The organism is Brevundimonas sp. NIBR10 (assembly GCF_027912515.1).
Taxonomy (GTDB): Bacteria; Pseudomonadota; Alphaproteobacteria; order Caulobacterales; family Caulobacteraceae; genus Brevundimonas.
On sequence record NZ_CP115464.1, the window covers coordinates 3,400,514 to 3,415,152 of the forward strand.

The 14,639-nt window shown below is 67.6% G+C and carries 15 protein-coding genes and 1 tRNA gene; 10 read left to right on the top strand and 6 right to left on the bottom strand.

The annotated features are described in order from the left end of the window. Window position 1 precedes the first annotated feature (1 nt). Window positions 2–403, top strand: a complete 402-nt coding sequence (locus O5K39_RS16580; RefSeq protein ID WP_271144705.1) for an MAPEG family protein — start codon at window positions 2–4, stop codon at window positions 401–403. 63 nt (window positions 404–466) lie between these two features. Here the strand turns inward: O5K39_RS16580 and O5K39_RS16585 are convergent, their stop codons facing one another. Beyond that, the gene (locus O5K39_RS16585; RefSeq protein WP_271144706.1) at window positions 467–1,039 is read right to left on the bottom strand and encodes an SMI1/KNR4 family protein; all 573 of its coding nucleotides are present in this window, start codon (window positions 1,037–1,039) and stop codon (window positions 467–469) included. 842 nt (window positions 1,040–1,881) lie between these two features. Between O5K39_RS16585 and O5K39_RS16590 the strand changes: the two genes are divergently transcribed. From O5K39_RS16590 to O5K39_RS16610, 5 genes are all read left to right on the top strand, one after another. Beyond that, the gene (locus O5K39_RS16590) at window positions 1,882–3,225 is read left to right on the top strand and encodes a metallopeptidase TldD-related protein (protein ID WP_271144707.1); all 1,344 of its coding nucleotides are present in this window, start codon (window positions 1,882–1,884) and stop codon (window positions 3,223–3,225) included. After that, window positions 3,222–4,016, top strand: a complete 795-nt coding sequence (locus tag O5K39_RS16595) for a 3'(2'),5'-bisphosphate nucleotidase CysQ (protein WP_271144708.1) — start codon at window positions 3,222–3,224, stop codon at window positions 4,014–4,016. Before O5K39_RS16590 ends, O5K39_RS16595 begins: the two co-directional genes overlap by 4 nt. A gap of 26 nt (window positions 4,017–4,042) precedes the next feature. Beyond that, entirely contained in the window at window positions 4,043–4,297 is a 255-nt protein-coding gene (locus tag O5K39_RS16600) for a DUF4170 domain-containing protein (protein ID WP_271144709.1), read from the top strand. Between the two features lie 81 nt (window positions 4,298–4,378). Continuing rightward, complete coding sequence (locus O5K39_RS16605) at window positions 4,379–4,651, top strand: hypothetical protein (protein ID WP_271144710.1); 273 nt, start codon at window positions 4,379–4,381, stop codon at window positions 4,649–4,651. Beyond that, on the top strand, window positions 4,648–4,875 hold the full coding sequence (locus O5K39_RS16610; protein WP_271144711.1) for a hypothetical protein: 228 nt from the start codon (window positions 4,648–4,650) through the stop codon (window positions 4,873–4,875). The genes O5K39_RS16605 and O5K39_RS16610 overlap by 4 nt, the downstream gene beginning before the upstream one ends. Before the next feature lie 15 nt (window positions 4,876–4,890). Here the strand turns inward: O5K39_RS16610 and O5K39_RS16615 are convergent, their stop codons facing one another. After that, entirely contained in the window at window positions 4,891–5,556 is a 666-nt protein-coding gene (locus O5K39_RS16615; protein WP_271144712.1) for a sulfur transferase domain-containing protein, read from the bottom strand. Window positions 5,557–5,638: 82 nt separating this feature from the next. On the opposite strand from O5K39_RS16615, the gene O5K39_RS16620 reads away from it, so the two are divergent. The 4 genes from O5K39_RS16620 to lpxK are packed head-to-tail and all read left to right on the top strand — an operon-like array spanning window position 5,639 to window position 10,475. Then, on the top strand, window positions 5,639–7,480 hold the full coding sequence (locus O5K39_RS16620; RefSeq protein WP_271144713.1) for an ABC transporter ATP-binding protein: 1,842 nt from the start codon (window positions 5,639–5,641) through the stop codon (window positions 7,478–7,480). A 4-nt stretch (window positions 7,481–7,484) separates the two neighbouring features. Continuing rightward, window positions 7,485–8,171: a lysophospholipid acyltransferase family protein gene (locus O5K39_RS16625; protein WP_271144714.1), complete on the top strand. Its 687-nt coding sequence runs from the start codon at window positions 7,485–7,487 to the stop codon at window positions 8,169–8,171. Window position 8,172: 1 nt separating this feature from the next. Next, a complete protein-coding gene (locus O5K39_RS16630) occupies window positions 8,173–9,474 on the top strand; it encodes a 3-deoxy-D-manno-octulosonic acid transferase (RefSeq protein ID WP_271144715.1) in 1,302 nt (433 codons plus the stop codon). Beyond that, the gene (gene lpxK / locus O5K39_RS16635; protein ID WP_271144716.1) at window positions 9,471–10,475 is read left to right on the top strand and encodes a tetraacyldisaccharide 4'-kinase; all 1,005 of its coding nucleotides are present in this window, start codon (window positions 9,471–9,473) and stop codon (window positions 10,473–10,475) included. Before O5K39_RS16630 ends, lpxK begins: the two co-directional genes overlap by 4 nt. A 152-nt stretch (window positions 10,476–10,627) precedes the next feature. Here the strand turns inward: lpxK and tuf are convergent, their stop codons facing one another. The 4 genes from tuf to O5K39_RS16655 all read right to left on the bottom strand — a co-directional run bounded on the left by tuf (window position 10,628) and on the right by O5K39_RS16655 (window position 14,556). Then, a complete protein-coding gene (gene tuf / locus O5K39_RS16640) occupies window positions 10,628–11,818 on the bottom strand; it encodes an elongation factor Tu (RefSeq protein ID WP_271144717.1) in 1,191 nt (396 codons plus the stop codon). Between the two features lie 52 nt (window positions 11,819–11,870). Next, a tRNA-Gly gene (locus O5K39_RS16645) sits at window positions 11,871–11,944 on the bottom strand. Between the two features lie 287 nt (window positions 11,945–12,231). Continuing rightward, window positions 12,232–13,929, bottom strand: coding sequence for a cisplatin damage response ATP-dependent DNA ligase (locus O5K39_RS16650; RefSeq protein ID WP_271144718.1), 1,698 nt, complete (start codon window positions 13,927–13,929; stop codon window positions 12,232–12,234). A 126-nt stretch (window positions 13,930–14,055) separates the two neighbouring features. Then, entirely contained in the window at window positions 14,056–14,556 is a 501-nt protein-coding gene (locus O5K39_RS16655; protein ID WP_271144719.1) for an RcnB family protein, read from the bottom strand. Between the last annotated feature and the right edge of the window lie 83 nt (window positions 14,557–14,639).

Below are 14,639 nucleotides of genomic sequence, written 5' to 3' on the forward strand. Positions count from 1 at the left end.
CATGGACAGCGGGATTCACGCGGCGGGTCTTTGGGCGGCGCTCAATATCATCGTCCTGCTGGTCCTGTCCGGGATCACCTCGGCCCGGCGTCGCAAGCACCGCGTCTCGCTCGGCGACGGCGGCAAGCCCCCGGTCGAGGCCGCCAGCCGCGCCTTCGGCAACGCTGCTGAATACATGCCCCTGGCCATCGCCACCCTGATCCTGCTGGCTCTGACAGGGCATCAGACCTGGGTGGTCCACCTGATCGGCGGATCCTTCCTGCTGGGCCGCATCCTGCACGCCTGGGGAATGCTGACGGGCGTGGGCCCGACCCCCGGCCGGATGTTCGGAATGCTGCTGACCTACGTACCGCTGCTGGCCTCGGCGGTGATGCTGATCTGTTGCTGGGTGGGCGGGCTATAAGACTTCTGGACGCCAAAGCGGATCTGGCGACGGTCGATTGAGGTTGGGAAGCGGTCGTCTCGCCTAACTGTTGCGTTCGACGAGTTCTGACCAGAACGGAATACGTTTGATGTGCTGAGGTAGAGGCGGAGTCGAGCCGCCGAACTCGCGATCAAAGTAGTCCGCCAAATCAGCCCCGTAATAGATCACATCTGACTGGTAGATCGAAAACACCGGATTGCCAGCCTCATTCGGGTCTCCGGGAAGGAACCGGTGCGAAAAGATCGGGATCAGCTTCGGAGCCTCGTTCACGACGTCGGCTACAACATGAGCCCGAGCTTCCGGCGTCTGTGGGCGAAGCCCCCACTCTGGCCACCAGAGATCGTTGTTCTCGACATCGAATAGAAGGCCCTCCAGAGGCCACTTCAAGATCGCGCGAATCTGGTCGTCATCCGTCCGCCAATCGTAGCCTTGAACAGGTCGACGCTCGCGCAACAACGCAATCAGGTCGGGCGGGAATACCAATCCGTATTTTGACTGCGCGTCATCAAGCTCGGCTTGGGAGTAGCCATCAGTCCATATCGGGTCATTCGACGGCGAAGCGTTGCCCACGAGACTGATGCCGTATTGCAGACCTTGGTCGTAGTTCCGGCTCATGTTTGAAGCTCCCGAGCAGCCTCCAAGGACCGCACCCAAGCCCATAGTAAAGCTTCGGCGACCGATCCGCATGTTGCACCTTGTACCGCGTCAGCGACCAAAGAACACATGTCCGCACCAGCTCGATCAGACCTCAATCGCTTTCGTCGTCCCGGCCTGCAGTTCGCTGCGTTCGTCTTCGCCCCAAATGCCCTTCCCTTCTCCCGGCGGGAGAAGGTGGCCGCGTAGCGGACGGATGAGGGGCCGGCCTGTCCGTCGGCGTGAGCCGTCAGGCGGGCAGGGATACGGCTTGCGCCGACTGTAACGCCTGCCCCTCACCCTTTCGCGCAAGGACGACGGCTGTGCCGCCGTGCGCTCAAGCCCTCTCCCGCCGGGAGAGGGAGATCGGGCGATCGGCGGTAACAGCAGGAATTTGCACCATTCTGCATAACGGTCGTCGTCGTTCGCGCCGCTCTCTCGCCGTTTGGCGTAACCGAAATCATCGGGAACTGATCGATTAACGGTTCAAGCCGCCATGGCGGCAAACCACCAGCCGTGCCCATCATATTCCGTGCGGTCAGGCCCCTGTTTTTGCTGCCTTCTCAAAAATAATCGCCCGCTCGGCCATCACCGATCGAGCCGGTGGTAAACTGCACGAACACGGTCTTTGACATCATCACCCCTCCACCACCGGTCCAGGCGGTCGATCCCACCGACCCACCACGGGCCACACCCTCCAGCTTTCGACCCCTCGGGACTATCGGGACTCACCACCCTGCCCACCTTGACACCAACGATATATCTTTGGCCCCCTCCGCCTCCAACCCGGTTGCACCCGCGTCCCGCCCCCGCCATATCGGGGCATGACTGTCAAAGCCTCCGCCGCCCTCCTCCATGATCTGGTCGCCGCCGCCCTGAAGGCCGGAGCCGACGCCGCCGAGGCCGTCACCGCCGAACGCGCCGCCCTGTCCGTCGGCGTCCGCAATGGCACCCTCGAAGACGTCGAGCGCGAAGAGTCTCGCGACCTGGGCCTGCGCGTCTTCGTCGGCAAGCGTCAGGCCTCTGTCTCCGCCTCCGACCTGTCCGAGGCGACCCGCACCCGCCTGATCGAACGGGTCGTGGCCATGGCCCGGCTGGCCCCGGAGGACCCCTACGCCGGCTTTGCGCCCGAGGATCGCCTTCACCGGGGCCCCTTCCGCGACCTCGACCTGATGGACACATCCGAACGCAGCGCCGCCGAGCTGGAAGCCGTGTCGATCCAGGCCGAGGCCGCAGCGCTGGCCATCCCCGGCGTCGTCCGCTCCGAGGGCGGCCACGCCTCGACCTCGTCCACCGAATGGCGGCTGGTGACCTCCCACGGCTTCGAAGGCTGCTACTCCGGCTCGGCCTTCTCGCTCGGCGTCGGCGTCATCGCCGAGAAGGACGGGGCCATGGAGCGCGGCGGCGAGAGCCGCACCACCCGCCACCTGTCCGACCTGCCCGACGCCGCGGCGATCGGCGAAGAGGCCGGCCGTCGCGCCGTCGCCCGCGTCGGCCCGCGCAAGATCGCCTCGACCACCGCCCCCGTCATCTTCGAGAACCGCGTCGCCACCCAGATCCTGTCGCCCCTGCTCGGCGCCATCTCCGGCCCCTCGATCGCGCGCGGCACCTCCTTCCTGAAGGACGACATGGGCCAGGCGGTCCTGCCGACCCATCTCAGCCTGATCGATGACCCGTTCCGGATGCGCGGCCTCGGCTCCGCCCCCTTCGATGACGAGGGCGTCGAGGTGGTCGAGCGCCGCCTGGTCGATGCCGGCGTCCTGACCACCTGGCTGCACAACTCCGCCTCGGCCCGCCAACTGGGGCAGGCCTCGACCGGCCACGCCTCGCGCGGTCTGGCCGGTCCTCCCGGCGTCTCGACCCACAACCTGCACCTGACGCCCGGCGACCGCGATGCGGCGGGGCTGCGCGCCGACGCAGGCACCGGCCTGATGGTCACCTCCATGTTCGGCCCCTCGCTGAACGCCAATACCGGCGACTGGTCGGCGGGGGTGTCCGGCTTCTGGTTTGAGGACGGCGAACTGGCCTATCCGGTCAGCGAGGTCACCGTCGCCGGTAACCTCAAGGCCCTGTGGGCGCGGATGGTGGCGGGGTCGGACCTGGAGTTCCGGGGATCGTTCAACAGCCCCTCCCTGCTGTTCGACGCCGTCGCCATCGCCGGCAAATGACGTCCTACGAAGCCGACCTCGATCTGATCCGCAGCGCGGCCCTGGCTGCCGGGGCCCTGGCCCTGTCCGAGCGCGAGCGGGGCGTGAAGACCTGGTCCAAGGATGGCGGCTCCCCCGTCACCTCGGCCGACATCGCCGTGGACGAACTGCTGAAAACCCGGCTGCTCTCGGCCCGCCCCGACTACGGCTGGCTCTCGGAAGAAACCGTCGACGACCCCGCCCGCCTGTCGTGCGAACGCATCTTCATCGTCGATCCGATCGACGGCACCGTGGCCTTCATGAAGAACAAGCCGTGGTGGTGCGTGCCCATCGCCGTCATCGAGAACGGCCGACCCGTCGCCGCCGTCATCCACGCCCCTCAACTGAACGAGACCTTCGAGGCGACCCTGGGCGGTGGCGCGCGCCTGAACGGCCAGCCCATCTCGGCCTCGGACACCGATGCGCTCGAGGACGCCTCCATGCTTGCCGACGCCATGTTGATGCAGAGCCCGCGCTGGGCCGAGCCCTGGCCGCCCATGCGGCTGGAGAAGCGCAACGCCATCGCCTATCGGATGGCCCTGGTCGCGGCCGGGGCCTTCGACGCCGCCATCGCCATCTCGCCCAAATGGGACTGGGACATCGCCGCCGGCGACCTGATCGCGCATGAGGCCGGGGCCCGGGTCACCGACCACCAGGGCAACGGCTGGACCTTCAACCGCCCGGACCCCCGCCAGGCCAGCCTCGTCTGCTCCGCCCCGGCCCTGCACCCGTTGATCCTGGAGCGGACAAGGCCTATCCCGCTGACAGCCTAAGGCCTCCCCGCCCTCACAGGATTCCCATGCCCCAGACCCCCGACGTCGAAAACCCGCAACTGCTCCACCTCGTGATCGGCGGCGAGCTCCGTCACCTCGACGCCCCCGTCTTCCGCGACCTGACCAAGGTCGAGTTCGTCGGCGCCTACGGCTCCTACGCCGAGGCCCGCCAGGCCTGGAAGGCCCGCGCCCAGGCGACCGTGGACAACGCCCTGATGCGCTTTTTCATCCTGCACGCCCACAAGATGATCGACCCGCGCGGCGACGACCACGCCCACTGAGGCGACGCAAGAAGCCGGTCGGCGAACCCTTTCGGGGCTGGCACGCTTCATGAAGGTTCGGGGCGCGCAAAGGAGCGGTCTATGGCCCCATTTCTGGTGATTGTGCTGCTGCTGGGGCTCGGGGCCGGCATCGTGGCCTGGCACACGATCGGCTATCCACACGCCCCCGCCGCGCCGCGTCGCCCGGCCAGAAAGCCTGCGCCGCCGGTCCCGGATGCCGTCGCACCCTCGCCCGAGCCGGTCTTTGCGCCGACACAGTACACCCCTACCCTGACTCCGAACCCGGCGCGGTCAGCAGAGCCCACCGACCCCTTCGCCCACGCGCCCTCATTCGATGGAGACGCCCGCCCATGACCCTTTTCGGCACAACCCTGGACGGCCCCGCGACTGCGGCCCTGGTCGGAATGCTTCTGGCCCTGGTGCTCTGGACCATGTCGCTGAAGGGCGAGATGGGCTACGCGCGCTGGTTCAAACAATGGGAGGCCGAGCGCAAGGCCCGCCGCGACGCCGAACTGGCCAGGGAACGCGGCGAGGCCCCGCCGCCCGCCGACGGCCCGCCGCGCGGTCCATGGGGCTAACGGATCGGTGGCCGGTCATTCCCTCCGCAGCAGGCGATCGGTCAGCAGCGTTCCCCACCACCCGGCCTTGAACTCGGCGCGGATCGCCTTGGGATCATAGGTTGGGCTGTCGATCCATTCGAGGAAGCCGACCCCCGTCGGTTCGATCTCCCGGACATATTTCTCCAGAAAGAAATCCAGCACCCCGGTCAGCCCCTCCCGGCTGTGCAGATACCGCTTCGACAGCTGCCCCATCGCCACCGAGATCGGCTCGCCCAGGTGGAAATGCCGGTAGAAGACGGCCATCAACCCCGCCCGATCCGCCCCCGACTTGCAGTGGATCAGCACCGGATACTCGATCGTCTCGAACAGCCGCTTCGCCCGATGCACCCGATCCGGCGTCGGCACGTCACGCGAGTCCAGCGGCGCATCGATCAGCGTCAAGCCCAACCGATCGCACGCCGCCTTCTCCAGCGCATAATAGCTCTCGTCCCGCACGCCCCTCAGATTGATGACGGTCCTCACGCCCCGCCGCGCCCATCCCGCCAGTTGCCGGGGCGACGGCTGGTTGGTCCGCACCAGGTCCGGTCCCAGCCAGTGCGCATTGGAAAACGCTAGCCTCAGAAAGGCGTGGTCGCTCCAGAAATAGTCCCAGCCGGCATGAAACCGGCCGCCGGGCGTGGAGAGGTCAAACTTCGGCATTGCCGCCACATACAGGCCCATGCTCCCGGCGTCATCAGACCTGCGGGTTGACTTGAAGGCCGAGCCGTCCGACCTCCCTCCCATGACGCCGCCCACCCCCGCCGAACAGGACGAAGGCCTGCGCCCGCTGCTGGCGCGGATCTGGCGTGACTATCTCTCGCATCACAAGGGGGCGCTGTTCACCTCAATGCTGTGCGCGGCGGCGGCCGGTGGCCTGTCGGCCCTGACGCTGAAGCTGCTGGAGCCCGCGATCAACGGACTGTTCCTGCAACAGAACGCGCCGATGAAGCTCTGGGGCCTGATCGACATCGCGCCGGGTCAGGCCCTGATCGTGATTCCCTCGGCCATCGTCGCGGTCGCCTTCGTCTGGACCTTGGCCAGCCTGGGTCAGGCTGCGCTGGTCAACCGACTGGGTCATGGCATCGTCGGCGACATTCAGGTCCGGCTGTTCGGCGCTATGATCCGCGCCGACCTCGCCCGGCTGCGCAGCCAGCATTCCGGTTCATTCGTCTCCTCGGTTCTTTTCGATGCGAACCTGGTGCGCGAGGCCTTCACCAACGGCGTGGTCAACTACACCCAGCACAGCCTCACCCTTGTTGCCGTGATCGCGTCGATGCTGTTCATCGACTGGCGGCTGACCGGCATCGTCCTGCTGGGCGTGCCCCTGATCACCCTGGTGCTGCGCCGTTTCTCGAAGCGCACCAAGAAGGCCACCACCGGCGCGATGAAGGAGACCGAGGCCCTCTCCACGGCCCTGATGGAAAACCTCGACGGCGTCCGCCTGATCAAGCTGGAAAACCAGGAGGTCCACGAAGAAGCCGCCGTCGGCGAAGTCGTCACCCGCCGCCAGCGCCACATCATCAAATCCGCTGACAGTCGCGCCTTCGCCGGCCCGTTCAGCAATCTGGTGGCCATGATCATCGTCGCCGCCGTCATGGCCTATGCCGGCTGGCGCGCCCGCGACGGCGAGATGAGCGTCGGGGCCTTCGCCGCCTTCATCGGCCTGCTGATGGCGGCCGGTCAGTCGCTGCGTCAGGTGACGAACCTGCAGACCGTGATGACCGAGGGCCTGACCGCCGCGCGGCGCCTGTTCGCGGCGCTCGATATCCAGCCCGAAATCCGGGAGGCCCCCGATGCCGCGCCCCTGACCGAAGGGCCGGTCACGATCGCGCTGGACCACGTCAGCTTCGCCTACGGGGCCCCGGCGCAGGGATCGGCACCGACCCTGTCGGAAGTGTCCCTGACCGTCCGTCCGGGAGAGACCGTGGCCCTGGTCGGCCCGTCCGGCGGGGGCAAGTCGACCATTCTGTCGCTGCTGCCGAGGTTCTACGACGTGACGGCGGGCACCGTAACCCTCAACGGGCGCGACATCCGCGACGTCCGACTGCACGACCTGCGCGCCCATATCGCCCTGGTGACCCAGGAGCCCTTCCTGTTCGACGACACCATCGCCGCCAACATCGCCTATGGCCGACCCGGCGCGACCCGGGACGCCATCGAGGCCGCCGCCCGCGCCGCCGCCGCCCACGACTTCATCCTCGCCCTGCCCGAGGGATACCAGACCCGCGTCGGAGAGGCCGGAATGCGCCTGTCCGGCGGCCAGCGCCAGCGCGTCGCCATCGCCCGCGCCTTCCTCAAGGACGCCCCGGTCCTGCTGCTCGACGAAGCCACCTCCGCGCTCGACACCGAGAGCGAGGCCCTGGTCCAGGCGGCGCTGGAGCGGCTGATGCAGGGTCGGGCGACCCTGATGATCGCCCACCGCCTGTCCACCGTGATGAACGCCGACCGTATCCATGTCATCGAGGCCGGCCGCATCGTCGAGACCGGGACCCACACGAGCCTGATCGCCGAGGGCGGACTCTACAGCCGTCTGGCGCGGCAACAGTCGCTGGACGGAACGCCGCCCCTGGCAGCCGTGGTCTAGCGCCGTGAGACCTCTCCGTAATCCGATCATCCAGTCGGTGCTGGCCCACATCCTCGCCGGCTGGATGCAATTCTGTTTCGCCACCATCCGCTGGACGCAAGAGAACGAAGCCGTCGCCGAAACGGTGTGGTCCGAGGGCGGCGGAGTGCTGTGCGCCTACTGGCACTCCCGGATCGCGCTCAGCCCGGCCTGCTGGCCGCTGAACCGCGCCCAGCCCATCAAGGGTCTGGTGTCGCTCAGCCCTGACGGCCAGTTCATCGCCACGGCCATGGCGCTGCAAGGCATTCCCGCTGTGCGCGGGTCCTCGGCCAACAAGGACAAGGCCGACCGCGCCAAGGGCGGGACCCAGGCGCTCCGTGACGGCCTGAAACAGCTCAAGGTCGCCGCCCTGGCCGTTACCCCGGACGGACCGCGCGGCCCGGCCCGCCAGATGGCCGAGGGCCTGCCCCTGATGGCCAAGCTGTCCGGCGCGCCCGTGCTGTTCATCGGTCTGAGCTGCAATCCCGCGATCCGGCTGAACAGCTGGGACCGCGCCGTTCTGCCCCTGCCGTTCGGCAAGGGTGCCATCGTCTGGGACATTGACCGGTTTCCTGCGGGGGCCGATCTGTCCGAAGTCGCCGCAGCCTGGGCGGACCGCCTGACCGGCGTGGAGGCTCGCGCCGACGCCGTCACCGGCCTGAAGCGGGTCTGAGATGAGCCCGGCTCTGACCGCTTATCGCCTGCTGACCCGGTTGCTGGAGCCGCTGGCTCCTCGCCTGCTCGACGCCCGTGTGAAGCAGGGCAAGGAGGACGCGGTCCGTGTCGATGAGCGCCTCGGTGTGGCCACCGTCGCCCGACCTTCCGGCGACCTGGTCTGGATGCACGGTGTCAGCGTCGGCGAGACCCTGTCCCTATTGCCCCTGGTCGACCGCCTGCAAAAAGTGCGGCCCGACCTGACGATCCTGATCACCTCCGGCACTGTGACCTCGGCGACGATCCTGGCCCAAAGGCTGCCGGAGGGGGTCATTCACCAGTTCGCCCCGGTCGACGGCCCCGCCGCGGTCGCCGCCTTCCTCGACCATTGGCGACCGTCGCTCGGTATCTTCGTCGAGAGCGAGCTGTGGCCCAATCTGATCATGACGGCCCACCGGCGGGGGGTGAAACTGGCCCTCGTCAGCGCCCGGGTGACGGACAGGACCGCCCGGGGCTGGAAGCGTTTCCCCGGCATGGCCCACGCCCTGCTGACCGCCTTCGACCGCGTCCTGCCCCAGGACGAGGCCTCTGCGGCCACGCTCCAGACCCTGGGTGCCCGCATCGACGGTCTGGTCAATCTGAAGCTCTCGGGCGGCCCCCTGCCCCATGATGCGACCGCCTTCATCGGCCTCAGCGCCGCCATCGGTGACCGTCCCGTGGTCGTCGCCGCCAGCACCCATGAGGCCGAGGAAATCGCCATCGTCCGCGCGCTGGACGCCCTGGACCAGCGCATCTGTCTGATCCTGGTCCCCCGCCATCCGGAGCGGGGGCCCGAGATCGCCACCGCCCTGACCCGCGACGACTATCGCTTCGCCCTGCGTTCGCGGGGCGGCGTACTGGGCCCCGACACCGACCTCTATGTCGCCGACACCCTGGGCGAACTGGGCCTGTTCCTGCGGCTGGCCGATGTGGTCATCATGGGCGGCAGTTTCGCGCCCGCGCTGGGCCTGCCGCCCGTCGGCGGTCACAACCCGCTGGAGCCTGCCCGCATTGGCAAGCCCGCCGTCGCCGGCCCCGACGCCTCCAACTGGGCCAGCGTGACGACGGCCCTGCACGAAGCCGGCGGCCTGACCGTCGTTGCCACCCCGGCCGACCTGCCCCAGGTCATCGGTCCACTTCTGAACGATCCCACCGCCGCCCGGGCCATGGGAGAGCGCGCCCGCCGCGCCGCCGTCGACGCCGGTGCCGGCCTCGACCGGCTGTGGGACAGCCTGCAGCCGCTCCTGCCCCCCGCTCCACCCATCGCCAGGGGCCGGTTGTGAAGCTCAACACCCCGCGCTGGTGGTATGTTCGGGGCAGCCGCCACGCCATCGTCACCCGCACCCTGCTGAAGCCCGCGTCCTGGCTCTGGGCCGCCTTGACCGCCCGCCGCATCGCCCGCGCCGCGCCCGTCGATCCGGGGGCAGTCGTCATCTCGGTCGGCAACCTGACCGTCGGCGGCTCCGGCAAGACGCCTGTCGCCCGCGAGGTTCTCCGCCTGCTCCGCGCCGCCGGCGTCGAAGCCCATGCCCTGTCACGCGGTTACGGCGGTCGAGAAACCGGTCCGCTGCGCGTCGATCTCGCCATCCACACGGCCGAGGATGTCGGCGACGAGCCCTTGATGCTGGCCCTAGACAGCCCCGCCTGGATCGCCCGTGACCGCATCGCCGGTGCCCGTGCCGCGGTCGCCGCCGGGGCCACAACCCTCGTGCTCGACGACGCCCATCAGAACCCGGCCCTGAAGAAGTCGCTCAGCCTCATCGTCGTCGACGGCGAGACACGCGGTGACGAATGGCCCTTCGGCGACGGCGGCGTCTTCCCCTCGGGCCCGATGCGAGAACCGCTGAAGGCCGGCCTCGCCCGCGTCGATGCCGTGATCGTGCTGTTGCCCACCGACATGGCCGAGGTCGATCCCGAGCTAACCGCTGTGTTCGGCGACCTGCCGATCTTCATCGCCCGCCTGACGCCCGCCGGTCCACCGCCATCCGGACCCCGGCTCGGCTTCGCCGGTATCGCCAAGCCGTGGAAGGTCGAACGCTCCCTGGTCGCCGCTGGCTGCGACCTCGTCGAGTTCGCCCCCTTCCCCGACCACGCCGCCTATCGCGAGGAAGACCTGCGGTTCCTCGCCGACCGCGCCGGGATGCTGGGAGCGGGCATGGTCACGACCGAGAAGGACTGGGTCCGACTGCCGCCGACGTGGCGAGACCGCGTCGTGAACTGGCCCGTGGTGGCGCGGTTCGAGGATGAGGCGAGGTTCGCGGATTACCTGACCGGCGTGCGCTAATCCTCCCGAAGGAAGACGGCGGCATCCAAAGCAAAACGGCCGCCGGGTTGCCCCGACGGCCGTTCTGTATTCACACTCAAACCGCGCTCAAGCAGCGAGCCTCGTCATTCCCGCGAAAGCGGGAACGCGTCGCTCGCGTTAGCGCCCTAAAACTAGGCGATGATCTTGGCGACGACGCCGGCGCCGACGGTGCGGCCGCCTTCACGGATGGCGAAGCGGAGCTTCTCTTCCATGGCGATGGGCGTGATCAGTTCGACGTTCAGCTCGGCGTTGTCGCCGGGCATGATCATCTCGACGCCTTCCTTCAGGTGAACGATGCCTGTCACGTCCGTGGTGCGGAAGTAGAACTGCGGGCGATAGTTGGTGAAGAACGGCGTGTGACGGCCGCCCTCTTCCTTGGTCAGGATGTAGGCCTCGGCCAGGAACTTGGTGTGCGGGGTGATCGAGCCCGGCTTGCACAGGACCTGACCGCGCTCGACGTCTTCCCGCTTGGTGCCGCGCAGCAGCACGCCGACGTTGTCGCCCGCCTGACCCTGATCCAGAAGCTTGCGGAACATTTCCACGCCGGTGCAGGTCGTCTTCTGGACGGGGCGGATGCCGACGATCTCGACTTCCTCACCGACCTTGACGATGCCGCGCTCGACACGACCCGTGACCACGGTGCCGCGACCCGAGATCGAGAACACGTCCTCGACCGGCATCAGGAAGGGCAGGTCGACCGGGCGTTCCGGTTGCGGAATGTAGGCGTCGACGGTTTCCATCAGCTTGAGAACCTGGTTCTCGCCGATTTCCGGGTTCACGCCGTCGGTCGCGGCCTTGGCCGAGCCCATGGTGATCGGAATGTCGTCGCCCGGGAACTGGTAGGACGAAAGCAGCTCGCGCACTTCCATCTCGACGAGTTCCAGCAGCTCGGCGTCGTCGACCAGGTCGACCTTGTTCATGAACACGACCAGGGCGGGCACGCCGACCTGACGGGCCAGCAGGATGTGTTCGCGGGTCTGGGGCATCGGGCCGTCGGCGGCCGACACCACCAGGATCGCGCCGTCCATCTGGGCGGCACCGGTGATCATGTTCTTCACATAGTCGGCGTGGCCGGGGCAGTCGACGTGGGCATAGTGACGGTTGGCCGTCTCATACTCGACGTGCGCCGTGTTGATCGTGATGCCGCGAGCTTTTTCTTCCGGAGCCGCGTCGATGTCGGCATAGGCCATGGCCTTGGCGCCACCGGCCTTGGCCAGCGTCATCGTGATCGCCGCCGTCAGCGTCGTCTTGCCGTGGTCAACGTGACCGATCGTGCCGATGTTGCAATGCGGCTTGTTACGTTCGAACTTTTCCTTGGCCATGGCCAAACTCCTGATGGCCCGGGTTGAGGGGCGCTGGGTGCTATCAAAAACCTGGAGCGGGTAGACGGAATCGAACCGACATATTCAGCTTGGAAGGCTGCTGTATTACCATTATACTATACCCGCAAATTCAATGGGTTACCGGTCCCTATCAAAGATACGCGTCTCGTTTTCGTCTCTTCGCTAAAAATCGCAACTCATTGGGTCGCGCGTTTTGGCAGAGGAGGCCCGCCGTTGCAAGCGATCGCGGTGCGCAGAAGCGCGATGCCGCAGCCAAATGCGAGGCTTTTGTGCGGTCTTTGATCGCTCAGGCAAGACCCTGATCTGCGGCCCCGGAAAACTCCAGCTTCGTGTTCTCCAGCCGATAGGAGGCGCATCGGATTCCTTGTTCGACACGGGATCGGGCGAACGAACTACGCGACTTCGACGGTCGCGAGCCGCCCGCCGCCCGCCTCGATGGCATCCAGCATGTCCATGACATCGTTCAGCGTGTTGGCCTCGCGGGCCGGCTTGTCCCAGCGGATGCGGCTGATACGGGGGAATCGCATGGCGACGCCGGACTTGTGGCGGGACGAACGGTTCAGGCCCTCGAAGGCGATCTCCAGGACCAGGCCGAAATCGCGTTCGGCGCGGACGGAGCGGACCGGTCCGAACCGTTCCAGGGTGTGGTCGCGAACGAATTTGTCGAGCGATTTCAGCTCTTCGTCGGTGAAGCCGAAATAGGCCTTGCCGACCGGGGACAGCGTGCCCTCGTCCGTCCAGCAGCCGAAGGTGAAGTCGGAGTAGAAGCTGGAGCGTTTGCCGTGGCCGCGCTGGGCGTACATCAGGACGCAGTCCAGGGTGTGGGGGTCGCGCTTCCACTTGAACCAGGGGCCCTTGGGGCGACCGGCGACGTAGGCAGAACCCCAGCGTTTGAGCATCAGACCCTCGGCGGCGGCCCCCACCGGCGGATCGGCGCGGAGCCGTCCGAGCGCGGCCCAGTCCGCGTACGGAACATCCGGCGACAGATGCAGGCGGTCGCCTGTGTGGGCAGCGACCAGCGCCTCCAGACGGACACGACGGTCGCGCAGCGGCAGGGCGCGCAGATCCTCGCCGTTGTCGGCCAGCAGGTCATAGGCGACGACCGCCGCCGGGTAGGCCGCCATCGTCTTTGCATCGATGGTCTTGCGGTTCAGCCGCTGTTGCAGGTCGCCGAACGGGGCGACGACGCCGTTGCGCCAGACCAGCAATTCGCCATCGACGGCTCCCTCGAAGGTCAGTCCGGCCATGACGTCTGGAAAGGCGGCCGATATCTCGTCGCCCGTGCGGGAATAGAGTCTGGCGACGCCGGCCTCTCGCACCGCCTGAACGCGGATGCCGTCCCATTTCCATTCGGCGGCGTAGTCGGCGGGGTCCAGCCTGGCAAAATCGACCGCCTCGTCGATGGCGACGGCCAGCATGACGGGGCGGAAACGCCCGGGCGCGGTGGTGCTGGGGCGCTCGCCCCGGCCCTCCAGCCAGGCGAACAGGTCGGCGTAGGGCGGCTCCAGGCCGTTCCACACCTCCTCGATCTCGGAGACATCAACGGGATTGAGGGCCAGGGTCGCCTCGCCGCCGTCCGGATCGGGCGGTTCGCTGACGGCCGGTGGGCGGATCATGGCCGTGGCGGTCTTGGCCAGACGGGCCGACATGCCGACCCGCAGAGCGCCGGTCAGCAGCTTCAGCAGGGCCCAGCGGCCCTTGGGGGCCAGGGCGTCCAGCCAGCCCTCGATCAGCCCCTGCACCTCGCCGCGTTTGGCCGTGGACAGGGCGTCGATGACCTCGGCCAGTTCGGGTTCGCGGTTGGGGCGGCGGTCGGGGTCGCCGGGCCAGATCAGGGCCACCGTCTCGGCCAGATCGCCGACATAGTCGTAGGACCAGCCGAACAGGACGGGATCGACCCGCGCCTCTACCGCCCGGCGGATCATGGCGGGCTTGGCGTCGTTGAAGGTCAGATCGCCGGTCAGGGCAGCCAGGGCCCAGCCCCGGTCGGGATCGGGCGTGACCTTCAGATAGTCGCGCAACAGCACCAGCTTGGCGTTGCGCGAGGCCGTCAGAGACAGGCGATCCAGAAGTTCGGCAAAGGCGCGCATCGGGTCCCACTATGCACGCCAGGCGTCAGCGTCACAGCACAACGAAACAAGCCCCGGAGGTTTCCCTCCGGGGCTGTGTCATCATACACCGATCGGTCTCAAGTAGCCCGAAGGGCGGTAGGCCTCTTAGTTAAACAGTCCCGCGATGACGGCGGTGATCAGGCCACCGGCGACGGCGGCGAGAACCACGTCATTGCCGTTGCGGACATAGTGGTATCCACGGGGCGGGGCGCGAAGGCCGTAACGGTTGTAGTCGTTGACGACGTAGGCGTTGTAGGCGCTGGGCAGGCGCTGGCCATAGCCATAGGCCTGGTAGCGATGACCGCGCGGCTGCTGCCAGCGACCGGCGTTGTAGCGGCGTTCGGCGCGCTGATAGCGGGCGTAGGCGCGCTGGTCCTGACGATACTCGCGACGATCCTCGCGGGCGTCCTGACGGTATTCGCGGCGGTCGTTGCGGTCGTCGCGACGGTCATCCCGGCGATCATCGCGCCGGTCGTCGCGTCGGTCGTCGCGGCGATCCTGGGACTGTTCGTAGCCGCGCGACTGGGCGCTGGCGGTAGTGGCGGCCAGGCCCAGCGAGCCGGTAGCGATGACAGCGGCGACGGCGGCGGTGATGAATTTCTTCATGGCGACTTCTCCTTGGGTCAGTCGAACCTTCGACTTGCCCTGAGGTTTAGTCCCCTTCGTTTGAGCCCGACCTGAACAGGCCT

Coding starts and splice junctions, on each gene's coding strand:
- O5K39_RS16580 (WP_271144705.1), top strand. CDS start 2: ATGGACAGCGGGATTCACGCGGCGGGTCTTTGGGCGGCGCTCAATATC.
- O5K39_RS16655 (WP_271144719.1), bottom strand. CDS start 14,556: ATGAAGAAATTCATCACCGCCGCCGTCGCCGCTGTCATCGCTACCGGC.
- O5K39_RS16650 (WP_271144718.1), bottom strand. CDS start 13,929: ATGCGCGCCTTTGCCGAACTTCTGGATCGCCTGTCTCTGACGGCCTCG.
- O5K39_RS16585 (WP_271144706.1), bottom strand. CDS start 1,039: ATGAGCCGGAACTACGACCAAGGTCTGCAATACGGCATCAGTCTCGTG.
- O5K39_RS16630 (WP_271144715.1), top strand. CDS start 8,173: ATGAGCCCGGCTCTGACCGCTTATCGCCTGCTGACCCGGTTGCTGGAG.
- tuf (WP_271144717.1), bottom strand. CDS start 11,818: ATGGCCAAGGAAAAGTTCGAACGTAACAAGCCGCATTGCAACATCGGC.
- O5K39_RS16615 (WP_271144712.1), bottom strand. CDS start 5,556: ATGCCGAAGTTTGACCTCTCCACGCCCGGCGGCCGGTTTCATGCCGGC.
- O5K39_RS16600 (WP_271144709.1), top strand. CDS start 4,043: ATGCCCCAGACCCCCGACGTCGAAAACCCGCAACTGCTCCACCTCGTG.
- O5K39_RS16605 (WP_271144710.1), top strand. CDS start 4,379: ATGGCCCCATTTCTGGTGATTGTGCTGCTGCTGGGGCTCGGGGCCGGC.
- O5K39_RS16620 (WP_271144713.1), top strand. CDS start 5,639: ATGACGCCGCCCACCCCCGCCGAACAGGACGAAGGCCTGCGCCCGCTG.
- O5K39_RS16595 (WP_271144708.1), top strand. CDS start 3,222: ATGACGTCCTACGAAGCCGACCTCGATCTGATCCGCAGCGCGGCCCTG.
- O5K39_RS16610 (WP_271144711.1), top strand. CDS start 4,648: ATGACCCTTTTCGGCACAACCCTGGACGGCCCCGCGACTGCGGCCCTG.
- O5K39_RS16590 (WP_271144707.1), top strand. CDS start 1,882: ATGACTGTCAAAGCCTCCGCCGCCCTCCTCCATGATCTGGTCGCCGCC.